This is a genomic window from Gammaproteobacteria bacterium, assembly GCA_022450155.1.
In the GTDB taxonomy this organism is placed as follows: Bacteria; Pseudomonadota; Gammaproteobacteria; order Arenicellales; family UBA868; genus REDSEA-S09-B13.
This window is the reverse complement of the sequence record JAKUQR010000033.1, coordinates 1-23,774: the sequence shown is the minus strand read 5'-3', so window position 1 is coordinate 23,774 and position 23,774 is coordinate 1. Positions and strand designations below refer to the sequence as shown.

Below are 23,774 nucleotides of genomic sequence, written 5' to 3'. Positions count from 1 at the left end.
CGGTGAACGTGACTAACCCAAGTACGGTGGGTTGATGACTTCCGACAACCGTACGAACAACCGAAAAGGATGACCTGTGACACAGCGTATCAATAGCCATGGCCTCCAGGTCGACAGTGACCTGTACGACTTCATCACCCACAGCGCCCTCCCGGGGACCGGTGTGGATGCGGATAGTTTCTGGGCTGAATTCGGCGCCATTGTCGATGATCTGACGGCTGAAAACCGGGCGCTGCTGGACAAACGAGATACCTTACAGGCGCAGATCGACGAGTGGCACAGATCACACCCGGGCGACGCGCACGACCCACCAGCCTATCGCGACTTTCTGAGCCAGATCGGCTATCTGGTCGAAGAAGGTCCCGACTTCAGCGTAACCACGGCCGGGGTGGACGACGAAATCACCACCATTGCCGGGCCGCAACTGGTGGTCCCGGTCAACAATGCCCGCTACGCACTCAACGCTGCGAACGCGAGATGGTGCTCTCTGTATGACGCACTGTATGGTACGGACGTGCTGCCCGGAACCGATGGCACTGAAATAGGCACTGCCTACAACCCTGTTCGCGGCCAGCGGGTGGTCGACTACAGCAACGGTTTTCTCGACCAGGCCGTACCGCTTGACGGGGTCTCTCATGCCGATGTCACGGGCTATGCAATCATCGATGGTGCCCTCTCAGCCACACACAACACGGATTCCCCGTGTGGCCTGGCCCAACCGGAACAACTTGTGGGGTTCAACGGTGATCCGGCGCAACCCGGCTGCATCGTGCTAAAACACCACAACCTGCATATCGAGATCCGGATCGACCGCGATGATCCGGTCGGCCGCGAAAGTGTGGCCGGCGTCTGTGATGTGGTCCTGGAATCTGCCATCACCACCATCCAGGACCTGGAGGATTCGGTGGCGGCCGTGGACGCTGAAGAGAAAATCGGTGTCTACCGAAACTGGCTGGGGCTGATGAAAGGTGATCTCGCGGCCCGGTTCGACAAGAGCGGTGGCACCGTCGACCGGTCACTCAATCCCGATCGTCAATACAGTACTCCCGGCGGCGGGAGCCTGACCCTGCCCGGCCGCTCGCTGATGCTGGTTCGAAACGTCGGCCACCTGATGACCAATCCGGCCATTCTCGACCGACAGGGTGACGAGGTCTTTGAAGGCATCATGGATGCCGTGATCACCAGCCTGATCGCCTTGCACGACTTGAACGGCAGCGGCCCGGTTCGAAATTCCCGGACGGGATCGATCTATATCGTCAAGCCGAAGATGCACGGCCCGGAAGAAGTCGCCTTTGCCGTCAAGCTGTTTGGCCGGGTCGAAAAAGCCCTCGGACTGGCGGCGTGCGTCATCAAGATCGGGATCATGGACGAGGAACGCCGCACCACAGTCAACCTCAAGGAATGTATCCGTCCGGCTGCCGACCGGGTGATCTTTATCAATACCGGTTTTCTTGACAGAACTGGTGATGAAATACACACCGCCATGGAGGCCGGGCCCATGATCCGCAAGGCCCAGATGAAAGCCCAACCTTGGATAACGGCTTACGAAGACTGGAATGTGGACATCGGGCTGGCCTGCGGCCTGCCGGGTCATGCACAGATCGGCAAAGGCATGTGGGCGATGCCGGACGAAATGGCAGCCATGATGGACGCCAAAATCTCCCACCCGAAGGCTGGTGCGACCACGGCCTGGGTGCCGTCACCGACAGCCGCAACGCTGCACGCCATGCACTACCACCAGGTCGACGTACAGGCACAGCAGGCGGTACTTCGGTCCCGGGCACGGGCCAACCTGGACGATATTCTGACCCTGCCGCTGGCGCCGGACACCCGCTGGTCGGATGAGGAACTACAGGCGGAACTCGACAACAACTGCCAGGGCATTCTCGGCTACGTGGTGCGCTGGATAGACCAGGGCGTGGGCTGCTCTAAAGTACCCGACATCAACAACATCGGACTGATGGAAGACCGGGCGACGCTGCGAATCTCGAGCCAGCACATTGCCAACTGGCTGCACCACGGCGTCGTGACCGAAGACCAGGTCAACGCAGCACTGGCGCGGATGGCCGCGGTGGTCGATCGTCAGAACGCCGGTGATCCGCTCTACATCGACATGGCGCCGGAGTTCAACGGCCATGCGTTCAAGGCGGCGCAGGACCTGATCTTCGGTGGACACGAGGCGTGCAACGGGTATACCGAACCGGCGCTGCACCGCCGGCGCCTGGAGATGAAGGCCTAGACCGCTACCGCATCAGTCCGTGTGCGCGTCAGCATCTGTCTCAAGATCAGCAAGCTGGCCCACGTTGATCGGCTTGACCGGCGGCCGGATCCGGTAGTGCCCGACCTCATGCATGGAAAGGCCATGGTGCTCGGCAATCAGCCGGCTGACCGTCACACCGCACTTACGCCCCATACAGGGCCCCATGCCACAGCGGGTAAACGCCTTGCCCTGGTTTGGGCCGACACAGCCCAATGCGGCCACCCGCCTGATCTCCCCGGCAGTCACTTCCTCACAGCGACAGACTACGGTCTCGTCATCCGGCGGCAGCTCAAATTCCTGCGCCGGTGGATAAAACTGATCAAGACAGCGCCGCAGCGTGCGGTGTTGCCAAGCCAGCAATGGGTGGGCTGCGTTTCCGACAACACCCGGTTGCTTACCTTCAAGGCATGCAGCCACCTCGCAGGCCACCGCTTCGCCATGCAGAACAGACGCATCGGCCCCAATGATACCGGCCGCATCGCCCACGACTGACACGGACTGGCGGCTCGTCTGCCCTGCGCCGGTAATGTCCGGCACCCAGCAGCGCTGCTGTACATTCCAATGATGCCGGCAACCGGCCGACATGGCGAGCCAGGTGTTGGGAATGACACCATCGTGCACCAGCAGCAGATCAACTTCATCAGTGAACTGCCGATCACAAGACTCATAACTGATGCTGGAGAGTTTTTCGACGCCGCTGGCACGCAGTCGATGGACCCTTTCACGAACCCGTATTTCGCGGCGCACCTCGCGCATCCACCCCAGCCCCCGGAACATCGACGCGGGATCGACGGTCAACGCAGCCAGCACCGACAGTTTGGTCTGCAACGATGCCCGCGGCCGCGTATCAAGGATGACCTGCGGTTTTTTCCCCGCTTTAATCAGCTGGCTGATGTACAGATAAAGCAGTGGTCCACTGCCGGCAACCGCAATGCGCCCCTCCGGCACCAGACCTGAGGATTTAAGCAGCGTCTGGGCTGCACCCACAGTCATCACGCCGGGCAATGTCCAGCCCGGAAACGGTGTTGGACGCTCCATGGCACCGGTCGCAAGAACAATGTGACCAGCCTGGATCATTCGGGCCCGTCCATCGCGTACGACACCGACCGCAAGCGCCGGTTCTTCAGCGGCAGAGATCTCCCAGACACTCGTGCCAGGCCAGTACTGGGCGCCGCTGCTGTGCAGACGCTCAACCGCTTTCGACCCGCTGCGGTAATGACTACCCAGAACATTCAGGTCTGCAGGCCTCTTGTCAGTGACTTTTTCAACACTGCGGTACACCTGGCCGCCGGGTGCCGTATGCTCGTCCAGCAGCAGCGCCCGGACACCGCTTTCTGCCAAGCAGCTGGCGGTAGTCATGCCCGCCGGTCCAGCGCCAACCACCACGACGTCAGTACAGGTGTCTTGGGTCATGCTTCACCCTTTTCCCCGTTGTCACCGAATCCATTGCCTGGGTGGGGGCGGATTCGCATGCCCTCACGCACCGTCACCAGGCACGCCTGCAGATTGGTCTCACCGTCGATCTCGACCAGGCAGTCAAAACAATTGCCGATCATGCAGAACGGGGCCCGTGGCGCTCCACTGACTGCTGTTCGTCCGAAGCACGAAATGCTGGCAGCCAACAGTGCAGCCGCAACCGAGTCGTCCGCTGCAGCCTCGATTCTCCGATCACAGAACCAGATTATGATTGAGTCACTGATTGGGTCTCTACGCCGGTACATCGAATCGCTCGGGATGAAAACAGCGGTACTGTGATGGAATGTGGCCATCGAGCACCCAGCGCGACACGTCCGTGGCGTGCACCGCCGCCAGCGTCACACCGCTGTGGCACGAGAAAGAAAATGCCTCTGGGTAGGCCTCAGACTGCAGGTACACCGGAAAGCCATCCGGCGTCATGATCCGCAGCGCTGCCCAGGTGCGCTGTATACGCAATCGCCTAAGGTGTGGAAATGCCGTGGTGCAGCGGCGGGTGATGTCGCGAAGCGTGGTGGTTTCGGTTTCATCATTGAAGCCGACGTCTCTCGCCGATGGGCCCAGCAGATAATTCCCATCGTCAGTCTGGCGAACGTAATTGGTCGGATAGGTCATGGTCATTTGCGCGCGCTCGGTCACCACGACCTGACCCTGCACTGGAAAGATGGGAATCTCCATACCCAGACTCTTGCCGAGCTCGGCTGAACCGTGACCCGCCGCAATCACCAGTTTTTCACAGCCGAACTCGCGACCCCCCTCACACAAGATCTCAAACCCACCACCGTTCACCGGCCGGATCGTAGTGACCCTTGAGCTTGGTGTGTAAGTGCCGCCATTTAACCGAAACGCTTCCTGCAGCGCGCGCAACAGCTTCAGTGGATTGGCATGACCGTCATGCGGGCAGTAGGTCGCTCCTGGAACATCCGGACCGATTCCCGGGAGCTGTTCACACAGAGCTGCCCGTTCGACAACTTCATAGTCGTAACCTTCATCTCCAGCCTCGTCCCGCAACTGTTTTAACCGCGCCACATTGTCGGCAAACTCGGTGTCGTCAATCGAAACGTAAAAGCCGCCGGGACGGTGATATTCGACCAACGTACCCGTTTGAGCTTGCAGCTCCTCGCTGAACGGTGTCCAGGCATAGGCAGAGCGCAGACTCCAGCGGGCATAGTCCGGCATGCCCAGACCCTTACCCTGCACCCAGACCAGACCGAAGTTGCCGCGTGCGGTGCGAATGGCATGGTCACCTTCATCGATCAGCCCGACTCGACCTCCATCTGTGCTCAAGCCATAGGCAAATGCCGAACCCAACAGGCCACCACCGATCACGGCAATATCAAGATGATTCAAACACAACCTCCCGCCGTAGCCGAACCTGTTGCTTCAGGACTGCTGTACCGCAGGCTCATCCTGCGCTCCGGGCTGCCCTGGCCAGCAACCCGCGCAGACCTGCCAGTGCAAGCAAAGATCCCGCGGCCATAGTGACAAAGGCCAGACCCCAGCCCACCGTCGAATGCCGGCCCCCAGCCAGATCCAGCACCAGTCCGACCATCAGGGGGCCGAGGAAGCCACCGGAAAATCCCCATACCGAGTGCATCGCCAGGGTGGCACCGCGTTCACCGTCACGGGCCGCTGCCACCGTACCGCCCGTCAGTGCTGCCGAATCGCCCATGATAAAACCGGAATAGAGCCCGGCAATCAGCACGACCAGCATAAACGGCGCCGCCCCCAGAAAACCCAGGCTGCAGCCCATGATGACGGACACCCCCATCACCACCGATACCGTCCGTCTGCGATCACCGTGCATTGCCAGATACGCTCCGAAAACACTCGCCGGCATACCCACCAGACTGAACACCGCGGCATAGGTAGCGATGGCCTCAGACCCAACCACAGTACCGGATACCGCCGCGGCAAACGCCAAAAACGCGACGATCCACGCACGGTAAGCAAACAACTCATAAGTGTGCCCGGTATAACCCCAGATATAGGCCACTGCAGCCCGGTTAGTGAACACTGGCCGGAAGTCCAGCGGGTGGCGGTCATCGGTCTTGAGCACGTTCGGTTTTCTGGGGGCCACGGTGGTCAGAACCAGAATCAGACAAGCCAACTGGGCGATACCGGCCAGCAGAAACACCAGCGGCCATTCAAAACGCGCACCGAACCAACCAGTCATATAGAACGACGCAGCGGTACCGAGGCTGAATGCACTCAGATACCACGGCAGTGTGCGCTGGCGATCGTCCGCGGAAAGGCGGTCGTTCAGGATCTGCAGGCCGGGCATGTAGGTGCCGGCCAGCGCGACCCCGGAGAAAAACCGAAACACCATCGCTGACCAGAAACCTTCGGCCAGAACGGCATAGCCCAGAGAGGCTATGACACCGATGCCGATACTAAAAAGATAAATTCGCTTGGAATCGACTGAATCAGTCATCCCCACCAGCAGCGGAACAGCCGTGACGTAGCCCGCGTAATAAATACCACCAATCCACCCCGCCTCGGTGTTGGACAGATCCCACAGCACCACAAAATCGGGCAGCAACGCGGCAAAGTTAGCAAAGCTTGTCATCGCAAGCACTTGTGCAATACACAGCATGACGAGCAGTGTTACCGGTGACATGGCTGGCGGTCGCGGGACTTAAGCACTGCTAGCCCGTACCCAGTAGGGGATTCATAGTTACGACCCAGACTCGTCGTAATAACCGATCTTGTCACCTTCTGTACTGACACCCAGTCCATTGAGGTGCCGGTTGACGTAGTTAAAGTACCCGCAGACCTGGTTTGTTTCCAGGATCTCGCCATCGCTTGCGCCGCTGGCTCTGAGCCCGTCGACATCATCCCGGGTAATGGCCGCCGGTGACAGGGTCAGCTTTTCAACATACTGAAGCAGTGCAAGATACTTTCCCTCGAATGCCTGTTCTGGCTGCCGGCTGTTGAGTGCCGCCAGTGCTGCATCACCGGTCTCACCGCCGCCCAGCAGCGCCCTTGCATTGTGCCAGTGGTGGGTCAGGCTGTAGTCGCAGCCGTTAAGAATACTGGTATAGCTGCCGACCGCCTCCAGGAACCAGTCCGGCAAGGTGTTGTCGGGATGGTGAAGCACGGCGCGGTACAGGGCGACGTGACCGGCCAGGGTATGGGGCCGCAGGGAATGGGCTTGCATGACATTGTCCACCGTTCCGGCCGGTGTGCGGGCTTTTTCATAGAGTTTTGACAGTTCGCCGTCCGCCACATCGGGCGGCACCATCTCGATCCAGGCCCGCATCAGCGACTACCTTTAAGACCGGACACATCAATGACCGGAATTTCATCGGCAGTGATATCTCGCACCTTCGCATAGTTCATCAGTCATTCCCCACGTGGTGTTGAACCCATTGGACTGTCGTGGCTGGATACAGGGTTGATACGCCGATATTAATCGAATCATAGTGCAGGTGCTTTCTACTGGGCAATTCAGTACCCCGCAAAAGTGCATTGCGTCTAGCCACGAAGCCTGAACACACGCGCTGACAGCGCCTTGTCCCTGCGCCTGACAGCGATCGGAGATTAAAGATAGACTCCGACAGTCCGTGGCCGGTTGACCTGGGACAGAAACTTACAACAGCAGTCCACGACATAACGTTGAACGCATGAAAATTACCCGAATCTCAGTCTTTCGTGCAGATCTGCCGATGAAGGAAGGGTTTTACAGCTGGTCGACCCAGTCACACACCGCATTCGATACCACCGTGGTCATCATCGAGACCGACGAAGGCATCTGCGGTGCGGGAGAGAGCTGCCCCCTTGGTCCGACTTATCTACCAGCCTACGCCGAAGGGGTTCGCAGCGGCATCGCCAAGGTGGCACCGGCCCTGATCGGACTGGACCCGACACAGCTGGACTGTGTGAACGACACACTGGACACCTTACTCAAGGGTCACCCCTACGTTAAATCAGCGATCGACATGGCCTGCTGGGATATTCTCGGTAAAAAGACCGACCTCCCCGTGTACACCCTGCTCGGCGGCAAACAGCAGGATAAAGTCAAACTCTACAAGGTCGTGACGCGCACTGACCCGGATGCCATGGCCGCCCGCATTCCGGAATACCGCGCACAGGGCTACCGTAACTTTCAGGTCAAGGTCGGCGAAAACCCGCTGACCGATATCAGTCGTATTCGTAAAATTGCCGCCTGCATGGAGCCCGGGGAAGTACTGAATGCCGATGCCAACACCGGCTGGAAGCAACACCAGGCACTGATCGTCGCCGACGCCATCAAAGACCTGCCGCGGGAACACGGACTCCTTTTGTACTTTGAGCAGCCGTGTCTCACCTACGAAGAATGTCTGACGGTACGCCGACATACCGATCTACCTTTTGTGCTCGACGAATGCATTGACAGCCTGGCGGCCCTGCTCCGAGCGCATCACGACAATGCCATGGATCTGATTAACCTCAAGATCAACCGCATGGGCGGACTCACGCGGGCCCGACAGATTCGGGACCTGTGTGTATCGCTCGGCCTGCCGATGAACGTCGAAGACAGCTGGGGCGGTGAGATCGCGACCGCTGCGATTGCGCATCTGGCACACTCCACCCCGGCCGAATTTCAGTTTCAATCGTCTGCGTTTCACGACTACTCAACCGTCAGCATCGCGGACGGCGCACCGAGCGTTAAAGACGGGTATATGTGTGCGAACGATGGCCCAGGTCTGGGTGTGACTGCCGATATGACTCAACTCGGTGAACCGGTTTTCACGACATAAATCCAACACCCAGTGGTACAGAGAAACTACAGATCATGGACAGCAGTGTATTTGAAGGTGCAATTCCGGCGCTGATGACCCCGTGTGACCGTGACCGGAATCCGGTGTTTGCGGGACTGGTGGAGCGCGCTGACACACTAATCAATGCCGGCATGGTCAGCGTGGTCTATTGCGGTTCCATGGGAGACTGGCCACTGCTAACAGATGAACAACGCCAATCGGGTGTACAGCACCTCTGTGATGCCGGCATACCGGTGGTTGTCGGAACCGGCGCACAGAACACGCGCAACGCGGTCGCCCATGCGGCCCACGCCCAAGCAGTGGGCGCAGGTGGCCTGATGCTGATACCGCGTGTGCTCTCCCGCGGTACGGCACCTGCCGCCCAGCAGGCGCATTTTTCAGCGATTCTGTCTGCGGCGCCAAATTTGCCGGCAGTCATCTACAACAGTCCCTACTACGGTTTCGAAACCAAGGCGGACTTGTTTTTTCACCTACGAAGTACCCACCCGAATCTGATCGGCTTCAAGGAATTCGGAGGTGCGGCCGCTTTGGATTATGCCGCCGAACACATCACCGGCGCGGACCCCGACCTGAAGCTGCTCGTTGGCGTCGACACCCAGGTGGTTCATGGTTATGTCAACTGCGGCGCCTGCGGCACAATTACCGGCATCGGTAATGTACTGCCGCACGAAGTTCTACACCTGATCGCACTGTGCAGAGCTGCAGCCAAGGGTGACGCGCAGGCACGCAGACTCGCGAAAGAATTCGACGATGCACTGATGGTCCTGTCAACGTTCGATGAGGGGCCCGACCTTGTACTCTTTTACAAATACTTGTTGACCCTGGCTGGGGAAAGCGGTTACGCGCTTCATTTCAATCCCGACGATGAACTCAGTACCAGTCAAAAGGATCTAGCCAGCACCCAGCTGGAGTTGTTTAAGGCCTGGTGGAACAACTGGCCTGGTAAATCGTACGAGCTCTAAAGGACAGCAATCCATGAAGTCAGAATATCAGGTTGTTGTGATCGGCGGCGGAGTGGTCGGCGCTTCGGTGCTGTATCACCTGGCAAAACTCGGCTGGACAGATGTGTGCCTAATCGAACGTTCGGTACTGACCGCGGGTTCTTCGTGGCACGCCGCCGGCGGTATACACGCATTAAATGCAGACCCCAATATGTCAGCTTTACAGGCCTACACCATTAACCTGCTCGCTGAGATTGAACAGGAGTCGGGCCAATCGATTGGTCTGCACATGACAGGCGGAATTAGCGTTGCGTCTACGCCGGATCGGTGGGAATGGCTGCAATCGGCTTACCGGACTTATCAGACCGTTGGCATCGAAGATTGCTACCTGATGACAGCAGACGAAGTCCGTGCCAAATGTCCGATTATGGATACCAGCGGTGTGCTCGGCGGACTGTGGGCCGACCGCGAAGGATACATCGACACCACCGGTACGGTCCTAGCCTATGCAAAAGCAGCGCGACAGCGCGGCGCCGAGGTGATCGAACACAACAAAGTGGAGACCCTCACACAACGGCCAGACGGCAGCTGGGACGTGATTACAGAACAGGGTCCGGTACATGCCGAACACGTGGTCAATGCCGGCGGACTGTGGGCCAAACAGGTGGGCCGCATGGTGGGACTCGATCTGCCGCTGTCGCCGCTGGAACACCATTACCTGGTGACCGACACCATTCCCGAAGTCGAGGCGATGGATTTTGAACTGCCCATGACCGTTGACCTGGAAGGATTCACCTACATGCGCCAGGACCAGAACGGCATTCTGGTGGGTATTTACGAGATCAACCACCAGCACTGGAACATCGATGGCGCCCCCTGGGACTACGGTATCGAACTGATCCAGGAGAACACCGACCGCATTGCCGACGAGCTGGAAATGGCATTCAACCGCTACCCGGTGCTGAACGATGTCGGCGTCAAAAACTGGGTCAATGGGGCTTTTACCTTCTCACCCGACGGCAATCCGCTGGTGGGCCCGGTGTCCGGCCTGCCCAATTACTGGCTGGCCTGCGGCGTGATGGCGGGTTTCCTCCAGGGCGGCGGTGTCGGCAAAACACTGGCGGAGTGGATGATCCATGGCGAAACAGAAGCCGATGCCTGGCCGTTGGACATCGCGCGTTACGGCGATTTCACATCGAACCGTGAGTACATCCGGCAGACCACGGGCCAGTTCTACTCCCGCCGCTTTGTCATGACCTACCCCAATGAGCAGCTGCCGGCAGGTCGTCCGCTACGCAAAGCACCGGCTTATGATGCCATGACCGCTACCGGGGCCCAGTGGGGCTGCAGCTGGGGTCTTGAAGTTCCGCTGGTGTTTGCCCCAACGGGGTTTACCGAAACACCCACACTGAAGCGCTCAAACGCGTTCCCGATCGTGGCCGAAGAATGCGCCACAGTCAGAGAAGGCGTGGGCCTGCTCGATATCAGTGGCTTCTCCCGCTACGAAGTCAGCGGAGTGAACGCCGCAACCTGGCTCGATCGTATGATGGCATCACGGTTGCCCTCAGCCGGTCGCGCACGACTGGCGCCGATGCTGGCGCCCAGCGGCCGGCTCAAAGGCGATCTGACCATCATCAACTGGGGCGACGGCAACTGGTGGATCATGGGTTCGTATTACCTTCGCAGTTGGCACATGCGCTGGTTCCAGGATCACCTAGAAGATGGCGTGACTGTACGCGACATCTCGGATGCCACGGTAGGTTTTGGCCTGGCCGGGCCCCGGTCGCGCGATGTCCTGACGAGCCTCACCCACCAGGATGTCAGTCACGAGGCGTTCGGCTTCATGGGCTGCCGGGAACTGGATATCGGCCTTATCCGCAGCAAAGTTGTTCGCCTGTCAGTGTGCGGAGAGCTCGGCTACGAGATCAACTGCGGCGCCCTTGAACACATCGCGCTGCGGGAGATGCTGCTTGAAGCCGGTCGTGACCAGGGCATCCGCGAATTCGGTTTTTACGCCATGAACGCGCTACGGCTGGAAAAAAGCTTTGGTATCTGGAGTGCCGAATTTACACAGGACCGTACCCCGGCCATGACCGGGATGGACCGCTGGATAGACTGGACAAAAGCGGATTTCATTGGCCGGGATTCAGCATTGGAGGTCCGCAAGAAAGACAGTGCACCGCAGCGTCTGGTAACCCTGGAGATCGATGCCGACAACGCCGACGCCTCCGGCTATGAACCGGTCTGGGTGGGTGACCAGCGGGTGGGCTTCACGACCTCCGGCGGTTATGGCCACCACACCGGTAAGAGCCTCGCCATGGCGCTTGTCGACAGACACATCAGTGACGATACCGAACTCTCGGTCCATGTGGTCGGCAAGCTGCAAGATGCCCAGATCCTGGCCCGACCCGCGTGGGATCCTTCGGGTCAGCGTATGCGGGCCTGAGTCGTTAACGGCACAGCAATTTCGACGAGCCCTTCCAGATCCCCGGCGAGCGGTGGTCGGCGGCGGAGCCGCGGCCGTACTTGGGAAGGAGCACGGAACTTAACGTAAGAAACCGCTCCACCGAACGAGGCGTCGGCAGGTAGAGGCTTTAACGCCCGCGCATGCGTGGGTCGAGCGCGTCGCGCAGCCCATCACCGATGTAATTCACACTCAGCACGGTCAAGGCGATAAAGAGCCCGGGCCAGATCACCCGCGACGGCGTGATCTGTATGAAGTTGGTGCCGTCAAAGAGCAGCCTGCCCCAGGTCGGGAAATCCGGTGGAAATCCGAGGCCCAGAAAGGACAGTGCCGACTCCGTGATGATGGCATTGGCAATCCCGAGTGTTGCCGACACCATGATCGGGCTCAAAACGTTGGGCAGTATGTGTCTGAAGATAATCTTGCGGCGTCGCACACCGATGCTGTGGGCTGCGAGGACGAACTCGCGCTCCTTGATACCGAGCACGTCGCCACGCACAATTCTTGCCGTATTCATCCAACTCGTTATACCGATCACGAAGACGATCAGCATGAAAATACCGGCTTCCGGACCATAAAGGTTCCGTAGGGTATCGCGGAACAACAGGATAATAACGAGTAGCAGTGGCAGTATGGGCAGAGCCAGGAAAAGATCTGTCAATCGCATCAACGGGCCGTCCAAAACCTTGGTAAACCCAGCGAGTACGCCAATGAAAGTACCCAGCACGAGTGCGATCAGCATCGCCAGAAAACCAACGGCGAGAGAGACCTGACCACCCGCGAGCATCTGTGCCAGAGTATCGTGCCCGATATTGTCCGTACCGAGGGGATGGTCGAGGCTTGGGGTGAGATTGCGTGATTTGAAATCAATCGAATTGGGATCAACGTCGTAAACAAAAGGACCTAAAAATACAATCAAAGTGATCAGCACGAAAACAATAACACCCACCAGAGCGCCTTTGTGCTTGTAAAACTGCCGCCAGACATCACCCCAGAGCGACCGATGTACTGTGCGCAGGTCTTCAGCGACCCCGAGTTTGACCACTTCAGTCATAACGAATCCGTGGATCCAGAATCCCGTAGAGGACGTCTGCAATCAGATTGAATAGAACAATCAAGAACGCAAACAGGAAGGTAAGCGTCTGCACCGTGGGAATATCGGCACCTTCGATTGCAATAATCAGCAGCTGACCCAGCCCGTTTACACGAAAAATCTGTTCGGTAATGATCGCACCGCCAAATATGTGCGGAATACCCAGTGCAATCAGTGTAATCACAGGAATCAAACTGTTCCGTAACACATGAATGAGCAGCACGGCCCGCTCGTTGCGGCCCTTCGAGCGCGCGGTACGTACGTAATCCAGATTCAGGTTATCCAGGATAGAGGCCCGCATGAACCGGCTGAGCTGCGCCGCCTGCCACAGCGCCAGCACCATCACCGGCATGATCATTTGTTTGAACTGAAGGATAAAGTTCCCCCAGCTGTTCACCTCCAGCGTAGTGTCGTAGATCATCGGAAGCCACTGTAGCTGTACACTGAAAACTAAGATGGCCACCACGCCGGTAAAAAAAGTCGGCACGGAAAACCCAACCATGGCGACGAACGTGCCGACTTGGTCAAACCAGGAATACTGCCGGTAGGCCTGAATAATACCTATAGGGATCGCCATCAGAATTCCAAACACATAAGAAAGACCAACAACCCACAAAGTCTGTGGTGCACGCTCTACGATCATATCAACCACGGGACTGCGCGTGGCCCACGACAGAACCCGCAGTCGATTTCCCGAGTCGCCAATAACGATCCCGAAACTCTGTTCCAGGATATTCAGGGGTTCGTTCACGAAGAACTGCACCAGCCACTTGTAGTAGCGGACATGCATCGCTTCACCGAGGCCCAGAGACAGACGGATCTTCTCCCGGGTCTCGGGCGGCACTGTCATCGGTAGGTTGCCCGTAGGATCGTTGGGAGCCAGATCAAGAATTACGAAAATAACAAAGCTGATGACCAACAACGTCGGTATGGCGATCAGTAAGCGTCTGAGGATGTACCGTACCAAAGTTAAATCACCTTGACACCGAATAAAGCAGGCGGTTTGCGGGCTTACGCCCGAAAACCGCCCAGATAATAACTAACCAATTAAATATGAACTGGGTATTACTTCCGATACCAATCAGCGATATTAAACACCTCGGTATCCCATGCATTCATTGCAACACCACCTAACGAATTGGCGTGCGCTGCCACTCCACCGCGGTGAATCAGCGGAATCATGATGTAGTCCTGCATGAGTATGTCGTTCATCGCCTTCGCCAAACGAGTACGATCTTCCAGAGCGCCAGCAGTACTCAATTCCTTGGCCAGTGCATCATAAGCTGGGTTGCAGTAACGAGGCACATTATTACCAAGCCAATTGTTGTGTTTACCGGAGATTTCTGCACAGGTCCAGTTGTTCATATAGGCTTCAGGATCTGTCCCGCTGAAATTGTTGGTGTACATCTCAATATCAGTCAGGAATTTTCCGTAGGTATCCGGGCTGGCCGGATCGCCACCAAAGAATACAGACGCGTTGATGTTACGCAGTTCGGTTTCGACACCAATCTGCTTCCACATCTCTTTGATGAAGGCCTGAGTGGCTTGGCGTACAGAGTTGGTAGAAGTCTGATAAAGAATCGAAATTCTTACGCCATTCTTTGCTCGCACACCATCGGAACCTCTCGCCCAGCCTGCTGCATCAAGAATCTTGTTAGCTTCGTCGGTATTCTGAGTCTTACACTCATCGTTAGCTGTTGACGCATAGATCGCGGGTGCCGGCAACACATTACAGGTCACCTGACCCGCCGCACCGTACCCCGCATCGACCAGAATTTGCCGTTCGATAGCCAATGAAAGCGCTCGTCGGACAGCGTAGTCGCTCAGGAACGGATGGGGGTTATTACCGTCCATATACTCCGAACGATTCGGCTCTGCCGCATTGTTATTGGTCTGGTTGACCATAAGTCGCTCAACTGATGGACCAAATGCCGTGACGATGATGCCTTTACCCGCCTGTGCCATCTTTGCCAGGATCTCGGGCTCGACCTGAAGGTTCCAGGCGTAGTCCATTTCACCGGTCTCAAGAACAGCACGCGCAGCTGAAGTCGCATCACCACCGCCTTTGAACAACACGCTCTGAAAGGCAGGCTTTCCGGCCTCGCGATAATTGGGATTTGCTTCTAGTTGGACGACATCGTTAGGCTTGAAATCTTTGACAACGAACGGACCTGTTCCAATCGGGTAGAAGTTCGCTTCAGTACATTCCTGTGCTTTTGTTCCCATGCAGTCCGCAAATTGCGCCTTTTGAATAATCGGTGTAGTGGCACCAACAAAGGCGCCGTACGGGAAAGGCTTTGGTTCGGCAAAACTGATTTTCACGGTGTGTGCATCAATAGCGTCTACACTGGAGATACCCGCCAGATAGTTCATCGTGCTGCAACCTGTATCTGGATGCGAGCAGTACTCGTATGTAAATACAACATCATCCGCCGTAAAGGCTGAACCATCGGACCAGGTCACACCCTGTTTTAGCTTCCAGGTAATCGTCTTCAAGTCCGAAGACACGCCACCATTGGCTACGGTCGGAATCTCCGCTGCCAATGTGGGAATCATATTGCCGTTGGGATCGTAGTTGGCCAACGGCTGGATCACCATCGACGACACCTCGATCTCCTTGGTCCCGCCAGAGAGATACGGGTTCACATTGGATGGCGCCTGCCAGAACAGGATGTTCACCTGCCCGTCGCGGCCACGTTCTGCGGCACCCACAGCGCCGGCAAAAGCCAGCGTTGCAGCAAGTACCGCGCTGATTAACTTACTCATAGTCAAATCCTCCTATTGTGGTTGAAAGTCTACAACTCAACTAGAACGCCTTAGTGCGAGCTCGAACCTGCCGGTTGTTTCTCCTATTTTTCAGCTATACCCAAATGGCTGAAGGAAACTATAACCGTTTTGAGCATGTTCGCAAACGATCCTGCCAATTTCGCTGACTCAGGCAACCAAATGGCAGGCTACTCGGTGACCGGTCTCGATTTGCCTTAATTCCGGAACTTCCTCAGCACATTTCGATTCCGCAGACGGGCAGCGAGTCCTGAACGGGCACCCCGACGGCGGATCTGCCGGACTCGGGACATCACCGGTCAGAATGATGCGTTCACGTGTTTCTTCACGAACTGGATCATGGGTTGGCACCGCCGACAACAGCGCCTGGGTGTAGGGGTGCTGTGGCCGCGTATACAAATTCTGTGAAGTGGCTATCTCGACAATGTGTCCCAGATACATCACAGCCACGCGCCGGGCGATATGCCGGATCATGCCAAGATCATGGCTAATAAACAGGTACGTTAAGCCGAACTTTTCTTGCAGGTCCTCCAGTAGATTGACTACCTGAGCCTGAATAGACACATCCAATGCAGCGATGGGCTCATCACAGATGATGAACTCGGGATTCAGTGCGAGTGCTCGTGCCACACCGATGCGCTGTCGCTGTCCACCCGAAAACTCATGTGGATACCGGTTCATGTATTTGGCATTAAGCCCGACGGCCTGCAACAGTTCCTCTACCCGTTCCGTCCTTTGTAGCCCACTCAGCTTGGTATGTTCCAACAGTGGTTCAGAAATAATACTGCCGACCGTCATCCTCGGATTGAGGCTGTCCTGTGGATCCTGAAAGATCATCTGCATCTTCTGTCGCATGGTACGCAGGTCATTTACGCCAAGTGCCGTCACTTCGGTCTGTCCAAAGTAAACTTTTCCTTCCGTTGGGGTATACAGATTCAGTACAGTGCGCCCTGCAGTGGTTTTGCCGCAACCACTTTCACCGACAAGCCCCAGTGTTTCCTTCGGTAGCAGATCAAAACTGATTCCGTCTACGGCTTTGACCGTACCGACCTGACGTCGAAACACACCCGCAGTAATCGGGAAGTGCTTCTTAAGGTTCTGGACCCGAATCAGGGGTTCTGGAGTACCAACCGCTGCCGTCACCGGTCCGTTTCCATTTCAGTTGTAGTCACGGGGCCGGTTTTCCTGGACATCCCACCAGCAGGCGACCTCATGCTGCGATGATACGTTCTGTAACAAAGGATTTTCCTGGGAACACCGGTCGAACGCGTAACTGCAGCGTGGCGCAAACGGGCAGGAAGTGGGTGCCCTCAATTGATCGGGCGGTTGTCCCTCAATGGACTCCAGTCTTTCCGCACGTTCTCCTTCCAATTCCGGCAGGGTCTGGAGCAGCGCTATGGTATAGGGGTGTTTAGGATTGCCGTAGAGTTGTTTAACGTCAGCACGTTCCACGATAAAACCACTGTACATCACCATTACCCGGTCAGCAAGACTGGCAACGACCCCAAGGTCGTGGGTGACCCAGATGATTGCCATCCCCAGTTCCTGACGCAATCGCTTAACAAGGTCCAGTATCTGTGCCTGAATTGTCACGTCCAGCGCAGTCGTGGGCTCATCTGCAATCAACACCTTGGGCTCACAGGACAACGCAATCGCGATCATCACCCGCTGACGCATACCGCCCGAGAACTGGTGGGGAAAATCGTTGAGCCGCTTTTTTGCCAATGGGATACCAACCAGTTCAAGGATTTCTACAGCGCGGGCACGGGCCGCCCTTTTAGACATGCCCTTGTGTAACCTCAGGGCTTCGGTCAGTTGATAGCCGACCGTGAGCACGGGATTCAGCGATGTCATCGGATCCTGAAAAATGAACCCGATCTGCCCTCCACGGATCCCCTGGAGTTCTTCAAGGTCCATCTGGATGAGGTCTTTGTTATCGAACACGGCTGACCCTTTAACGATCTTTGCTGGCGGCATTGGTATCAGCTTGACCAACGACATCATGGTCACGCTCTTGCCGCACCCGCTCTCTCCGACCACACCGAGAAGTTCACCGGCACGTAGATCAAAACTCACCCCGTTCACTGCATAAACGGTACCTTCGGCAGTGTTGAACTGGGTGACAATATTATCGACGGATAATATGACCTCGGCCGATTTGTCAGCTGACATGCCGGAGAATCCTCTTTGTATTCATCTGTGCTTTGAACCTCAGTACTTCCATAGTAATACAGTTCAGTCCAACTCTGTGGGCAGCCACCATCGAACAGTGACCCGCGCTATTGGAGATTCTATGTTAGGGTTTGTCAACCTGAGTCGGATGTACACCATAATACGTGGGGTCCGTTACGCGTAGATTGTGATACATAAGACAGTGACCCGAAGGAAAACAGGTGCCGAAATGCATCGACTGAATTCACCAGCAATCGAGATATCCAATGACGAGACAAAAACAACGGGATGCCGTAACCGAGAAGATGAAATGGCGTTGTATTGGTCCACCGCGCGGCGGAAGAGTCGTGGCCGTAGCCGGGGACCCCACCGACCCAATGACATTCTATTTCGGTGCCTGCGCCGGGGGCGTCTGGAAAACAACAGATGGCGGCACCTACTGGGAGTGCGTATCTGATGGTTACCTGAATACCGCAACCATAGGCGCCCTGGCGGTATCTCAAAGTGACCCCAACGTAATTTACGCCGGTACCGGTGAAACCACGATTCGCGTCGACGTCTCTTATGGGGATGGGATATACCGCTCTACGGACGCTGGCAAAACCTGGAAGCACCTGGGGTTGGAAGAAACTCGACATATTGGTGAAATCCGCATTCATCCCGAAGATCCTGATACCGTCTATGTGGCTGCCCTGGGTCATGCCTTCGGACCGAATCCCGAACGCGGCGTGTATCGATCCACCGACGGCGGTGAAAACTGGGAACTAATCCTGCACCAAAGCGATCAAGCCGGTGCGATTGATCTGTCGATGGACCCGAATAACCCCAGGATTCTCTTTGCATCGATCTGGCAGGCACATCGTAATTTCTGGCACCTGTCCAGTGGCGGGCCAGACAGCGCACTTTTCCGCTCGACTGACGGTGGTGACACCTGGTCCGAGGTGAGCAAATACCCCGGTTTCCCCAGCGGCATGCTGGGAAAGATCGGGGTTACCGTGTCTCCCGCGCAAAGCAACCGGGTCTGGGTGCTGGTCGAGTGTGAGAAGTCGGGACTGTACCGATCTGATGACGGCGGCGACACCTGGCAGTTGATATCCCCGAACCGGGACCTGCTGCACCGTCCCTGGTACTACACACACGTGTTTGCCGACAGCACTCACTCAGACACGGTTTATGTCACAAATTTTGATATGTGGAAATCGACCAACGGCGGAAAAGATTTTCATGAAGTCACAACGCCACATGGCGACAACCATGACCTGTGGATAGACCCGGTCAATAACCAGCGCATGGTACAGGGGAACGACGGTGGTGCGAATGTCAGTTTCAACGGTGGGGAAACCTGGTCCACCATTTACAACCAGCCGACCGCGCAGATTTACAGAATGGATATTGACAACCAGTTTCCATACCGGGTTTACGGCACGCAGCAGGACAACACATCTATCAGTGTGCCCAGCGCCGCCGAATGGGGTGTGATCACCATGGCCGACTGCACCATCCCGGGCACTGGTGAAAGTGGTTTTATAACAGTCCATCCTGAAGACCCGAATATTGTTTACGTGGGTTGTGTCGGATCCTCCCCCGGCGGCAATGGTGCGCTGCAACGCTACGACCACTCGACCCGCCAGGCCAGGCTGGTCAATGTCTGGCCCGAGCAACAGACGGGTGTCCCTCAGCGTGAGCTGAAATACCGGTTTGCGTGGACATTTCCCATCGTCTTCTCGCCGCACGACCCCAAAACGCTCTATGCCGGCGGCAACCATCTGTTTAGAACGCGCAACGAAGGTCAGAGCTGGGAGGCCATCAGTCCTGACCTCAGCCGTAACGACCCTGAGAAATTGGGAAGTTCCGGTGGCCCACTGACCGGAGACGGTGCGTCTGCGGAAGCTTACGCGTCCCTCGCGACATTTGCCGAATCGCCCCATAGGCCCGGCGAGCTGTGGGCCGGCACAGACGACGGGCTCGTACACTCCAGCAAAGACGGGGGTCAGAACTGGCGCAACGTCACACCCAAAGCGATGCCGGACCTGGCTTATGTCGGTACGGTTGAAATCTCACCCGACGACGCCGACACCATCTATCTGACCGCCACCTGCTACAAATTGGACGATTATGAGCCCTACCTTTTTCAGTCTAAAGACGGTGGCAAGAGCTGGCAATCCATTGTCGGTGACTTCCCGGCCGGCGAGATTACACGCGTACTCCGGGCCGATCCGGTTCGGGCGGGCTTGCTGTTTGTCGGCACCGAAACAGGGGTGTTCTATACACTCAATGACGGTCGTAACTGGATGCGCATGCAAGGTGGTATCCCGGTGGTGCCGGTCTACGACCTGAAGATCAAGGACAGCGATCTGGTCGCTGCCACACACGGGCGTTCGTTCTGGATACTCGACGACATCACCCCGCTGCGGAAAATCTCGGCAAACAAGCGAAAGAAAGGAGACCTCGTACTTTTCAAACCACGTCCGACGTACCGGCTCAAACTCCAGTGGGCCGCGGGAATGATATTTACCGGTGATGGCAAGGCTTATGGACCAGCCTTTGGTCTTCCCGGAACCACCTATCCGGTGAAGCTGGCCGACGGTACGACAGAACGACGCCACCTGGACGCCGGCGAAAATCCACCTGCTGGGGCCATCATTTATTACTGGCTGGATAACCCGCCCGAGGACGGGCTTGCACTATCCATTCGGGACGCGAAAGGAAACACGATTGCGCAGTTCTCGGATGATGAGTCGCAGGACCCTAACCAGCGCCTGACCAAACACAAGGGTATGAACCGGTTCATCTGGAATATCCGCTATCCGGCCCCGGAGAAACTTGACCCCGACCTGGTTGAAAGGTCCTATGAACCGCTTTCCAAGTCAGACATCTTCAGCAAAGACGGGGGTCCCACTGCACCGCCAGGCGACTACAGCGTCAAACTCGAATGCGGCGGTTCGAGTCAAGATGCATCTTTTGAATTATGCAAAGACCCGCGCGTGGAGACAACCCAAGCTGATTTCGACGAACAGTTCACCCTGGTGCAAAGCTTAACCGCAAAACTCTCAGACCTGCGATCCAGTGTGAACCGGATTCGCCGGATGAAGAACCAGTTGCGTGAGTTGTCCAGCCGTCTACCGATAAAGCGCCGGGCACTGGTTACACAGGCCAACAAACTTGTTACACGCCTGGAAGCGATAGAAGGCGCTCTGATCAACGTACACCGTGAAACTCCGCGCGATATCCTGCGCCATACGGCAGGACTGGACGATACACTGGGTGACCTCATTTCAATCGTGGCCATTGCGGACTTTGCGCCGACCGATCAAGCAAAAGAAGTGGCCAAGGAAACTGTAGTTCAAGTCGACAGGCAGATTGCAAAACTGGATAAGCTTATCGATGGATCGATTGCAGCGCTGAACGAAAAAATCGTCATCGCAGGCATTTCAACCATCGGTGCCTGACAGACGTGCAGTTACCCGTCTCACAGGACCTGTGGCGGATTACTGGCGCCGACCTGATTGTTCGCACGGCCTATCAGGTCGGCAAAACACCCCTAATGCCTCTTTTTGCCGCTTCAGTCGGAGCGGGTGAGTTGCTGGTCGGCGCCATCGTCTCGGTCTCGACCATGACCGGGTTGATTCTTAAACCGCTGTTTGGGTTGCTGTCTGACAGATGGGGGCGAAGACTCTGGCTGTTGATCGGGTTGACCCTGTTCAGCACGATCCCTTTTGTTTACGGGCTGGTCGAAACCCCACAGCAGCTCCTGATGGTTCGGGTCATACACGGCCTGGCCACCGCTGTATTCGGACCGGTCAGTCTGGCCTATGTTGCTGAGATGGCAGTGGGTGGGCGAGCCGAACGACTGGGGTGGTTCGGCATGGCACGCAGCGGCGGCTATCTGGTCGCACCCACCGCTGCCGCCTGGCTGCTGACCTGGCTCGATCCAGCGACGGTGTTCACCATCATTGGATTTACCAGTTGCCTTGCTTTTCTGCCGGTGCTGATGCTGAAACCTTCGGGCGATCCATCCAATTTGCGCCAGGATCATGGGTCGAAATTGCCCACGCTGTGGAATCAGGCACAGACGGCGTTCTTCAGTGCCGTATCCAACAAAGCCCTGTGGCTTGCCGGGCCCCTGGAGATGCTGGTCTACCTGAGCACCTACAGTATCCGGGCATTTCTCCCGCTGTACGCACTGTATGTCGCTGGATTCGACTTGATCATGGTCGGGCTCTTCTTCAGCATCCAGGAAGGCGCCCATCTGCTGACCCGACCTCTGGGTGGGCGACTCGGTGACCGCGTAGGCTACCTGCGGACCATCGCGGTGGGGTTTTTGCTCATCGCCCCTGCTGTGGCACTCCTGTCGGTAGCCTCGAACGGCATCCATCTGCTGTTGATTGCAATTGTGCTCGGCTGCGGCCAGGGACTGATTTTTCCGTCTACTGTCGCACTCGTTAGCGACAGGATACCCCCTCAGCATCTAGGTACCGGCATGGGCTTTATGGGCACCATGCGCAATGTCGGCAAAGTACTTGGACCACTGCTGACTGGCCTGCTGCTGGGCTGGCTGGACTATGATGCAGTTTTCCAACTCAGTGCAGCAGCTATGGTCATCGTAGCGTTGGTCATTTACACCAGCCAGGCCCGAAACCCGATTTCTGCATTGGTGCGCTCAAGACAACCCTAATCCATCTGGACCCAAGGACAAGATCATGTCTCAGAAACCGTCAAGACTCTCGACCCCCATCAACTTCGATGCACCTGGCAAGCAGTGCGACTATGTTCGCCTGCCTCATTCAGTTCACCGCTCGGCGTACGGCTGGTTGGCCATTCCGATCGTCTGTATTAGCAACGGTGAGGGGCCCACCGTACTGCTGATGTCCGGTACCCACGGTGATGAATACGAAGGGCAGGTCACGCTGACCAAACTGGTCAACCAACTGGAGGCGGACGATATTAACGGTCGCCTGATCATCCTGCCCATGGCCAACTTTCCAGCAGCCAAAGCGGGGCTTCGTACCTCGCCCATTGATGAACTGAACCTGAATCGGGTCTACCCCGGGGACCCAGACGGCCTGCCGACCCTGCAAATTGCCTACTACATCGAGACCGTTCTGATGAAGATGGCGGACTACGGGCTTGATCTGCACAGCGGCGGATCGTCGCTACACTACCTGCCCAGCGCAATCGGTTCAGCCGGCACCGATGACGATGCGGTGCGGGTCAGGGAACTGATGAAGGTATTTGGTGCACCCTATAGTATTTTTCTGCCGGGCCGGCATGCTGGAGGCGGGGGCAGCAATGACGGCGCGGCTCGACAGAACATGCTGTCCTTTGGCACTGAAATGGGTGGCAGCGGTACAGTGACACCCGATTGCCTGGAACACTGCTTCAACGGGGTTGTGCGCTTTCTTTATGAACTCGGCGTACTCAAACAACCGATGGCCCCACCCGCGGAGACGCCGACAAGAATGGTGCACGCGCCGAGTTACGACTATTTCACGTATTCGCTCGACGTAGGATTGTTTGAACCCGTTGTCAACCTCGGAGATGAGATCCAAAAAGGGGACCTTGCAGGCAGAGTTCATTTTCCAGAGACCCCCTGGCAGACACCAACAGACGTTCATTTCAGCGCCGATGGTCTGGTTGTCTGCAAACGAATCCCGGGTCGGGTCGAACGGGGGGATTGCCTGTTTCACCTGGGCGCTGATTATGAGGAATAGCGCACCCCCTTGATAGTGGGGTGTCCAGCCGGGCATAGAATCCGTAACTTTTATTCGAGAAAGCTAGGCAGCATGATTATTGTCGGCAGTACCAATGCTGATGTTGGCATCCA

Annotated in this window: 17 protein-coding genes; 7 read left to right on the top strand and 10 right to left on the bottom strand. The window is 56.9% G+C overall.

What is annotated here, in order from left to right; all coding sequences use genetic code 11:
• Positions 1–76 precede the first annotated feature (76 nt).
• A complete protein-coding gene (locus tag MK323_13825) occupies positions 77–2,239 on the top strand; it encodes a malate synthase G (GenBank protein ID MCH2483230.1) in 2,163 nt (720 codons plus the stop codon).
• 12 nt (positions 2,240–2,251) lie between these two features.
• On the opposite strand, the gene MK323_13820 is transcribed toward MK323_13825, so the two are convergent.
• From MK323_13820 to MK323_13800, 5 genes are read right to left on the bottom strand one after another with little or no spacing between them, the layout of a single operon-like run.
• A complete protein-coding gene (locus MK323_13820; protein ID MCH2483229.1) occupies positions 2,252–3,673 on the bottom strand; it encodes an NAD(P)/FAD-dependent oxidoreductase in 1,422 nt (473 codons plus the stop codon).
• Entirely contained in the window at positions 3,670–3,981 is a 312-nt protein-coding gene (locus tag MK323_13815) for a (2Fe-2S)-binding protein (GenBank protein ID MCH2483228.1), read from the bottom strand. The genes MK323_13820 and MK323_13815 overlap by 4 nt, the downstream gene beginning before the upstream one ends.
• Positions 3,968–5,083, bottom strand: a complete 1,116-nt coding sequence (locus MK323_13810) for an FAD-binding oxidoreductase (GenBank protein MCH2483227.1) — start codon at positions 5,081–5,083, stop codon at positions 3,968–3,970. Before MK323_13810 ends, MK323_13815 begins: the two co-directional genes overlap by 14 nt.
• A gap of 55 nt (positions 5,084–5,138) precedes the next feature.
• Positions 5,139–6,353: an MFS transporter gene (locus MK323_13805; GenBank protein MCH2483226.1), complete on the bottom strand. Its 1,215-nt coding sequence runs from the start codon at positions 6,351–6,353 to the stop codon at positions 5,139–5,141.
• A gap of 57 nt (positions 6,354–6,410) precedes the next feature.
• Positions 6,411–6,995, bottom strand: a complete 585-nt coding sequence (locus MK323_13800) for an alkylhydroperoxidase (GenBank protein MCH2483225.1) — start codon at positions 6,993–6,995, stop codon at positions 6,411–6,413.
• Between the two features lie 364 nt (positions 6,996–7,359).
• On the opposite strand from MK323_13800, the gene MK323_13795 reads away from it, so the two are divergent.
• From MK323_13795 to MK323_13785, 3 genes are read left to right on the top strand one after another with little or no spacing between them, the layout of a single operon-like run.
• A complete protein-coding gene (locus MK323_13795; protein ID MCH2483224.1) occupies positions 7,360–8,475 on the top strand; it encodes a mandelate racemase/muconate lactonizing enzyme family protein in 1,116 nt (371 codons plus the stop codon).
• 35 nt (positions 8,476–8,510) lie between these two features.
• Positions 8,511–9,458 (top strand): dihydrodipicolinate synthase family protein, encoded by a 948-nt coding sequence (locus MK323_13790; GenBank protein ID MCH2483223.1) that lies wholly within the window; start codon positions 8,511–8,513, stop codon positions 9,456–9,458.
• Positions 9,459–9,471: 13 nt separating this feature from the next.
• Positions 9,472–11,883, top strand: a complete 2,412-nt coding sequence (locus MK323_13785; GenBank protein MCH2483222.1) for an FAD-dependent oxidoreductase — start codon at positions 9,472–9,474, stop codon at positions 11,881–11,883.
• Positions 11,884–12,031: 148 nt separating this feature from the next.
• On the opposite strand, the gene MK323_13780 is transcribed toward MK323_13785, so the two are convergent.
• The 5 genes from MK323_13780 to MK323_13760 form a co-directional block, all read right to left on the bottom strand.
• A complete protein-coding gene (locus MK323_13780; GenBank protein MCH2483221.1) occupies positions 12,032–12,955 on the bottom strand; it encodes an ABC transporter permease in 924 nt (307 codons plus the stop codon).
• Entirely contained in the window at positions 12,948–13,961 is a 1,014-nt protein-coding gene (locus tag MK323_13775) for an ABC transporter permease (protein MCH2483220.1), read from the bottom strand. The genes MK323_13780 and MK323_13775 overlap by 8 nt, the downstream gene beginning before the upstream one ends.
• 98 nt (positions 13,962–14,059) lie before the next feature.
• Positions 14,060–15,760: a peptide ABC transporter substrate-binding protein gene (locus tag MK323_13770; GenBank protein ID MCH2483219.1), complete on the bottom strand. Its 1,701-nt coding sequence runs from the start codon at positions 15,758–15,760 to the stop codon at positions 14,060–14,062.
• Between the two features lie 168 nt (positions 15,761–15,928).
• Entirely contained in the window at positions 15,929–16,921 is a 993-nt protein-coding gene (locus MK323_13765) for an ATP-binding cassette domain-containing protein (protein ID MCH2483218.1), read from the bottom strand.
• A 15-nt stretch (positions 16,922–16,936) separates the two neighbouring features.
• On the bottom strand, positions 16,937–17,950 hold the full coding sequence (locus tag MK323_13760; protein ID MCH2483217.1) for an ABC transporter ATP-binding protein: 1,014 nt from the start codon (positions 17,948–17,950) through the stop codon (positions 16,937–16,939).
• Positions 17,951–18,216: 266 nt separating this feature from the next.
• Between MK323_13760 and MK323_13755 the strand changes: the two genes are divergently transcribed.
• From MK323_13755 to MK323_13745, 3 genes are read left to right on the top strand one after another with little or no spacing between them, the layout of a single operon-like run.
• Positions 18,217–21,399 (top strand): glycosyl hydrolase, encoded by a 3,183-nt coding sequence (locus MK323_13755; GenBank protein MCH2483216.1) that lies wholly within the window; start codon positions 18,217–18,219, stop codon positions 21,397–21,399.
• Positions 21,400–21,404: 5 nt separating this feature from the next.
• Positions 21,405–22,625, top strand: coding sequence for an MFS transporter (locus MK323_13750; protein MCH2483215.1), 1,221 nt, complete (start codon positions 21,405–21,407; stop codon positions 22,623–22,625).
• Between the two features lie 25 nt (positions 22,626–22,650).
• Positions 22,651–23,661 (top strand): succinylglutamate desuccinylase/aspartoacylase family protein, encoded by a 1,011-nt coding sequence (locus tag MK323_13745; GenBank protein MCH2483214.1) that lies wholly within the window; start codon positions 22,651–22,653, stop codon positions 23,659–23,661.
• Positions 23,662–23,774 lie beyond the last annotated feature (113 nt).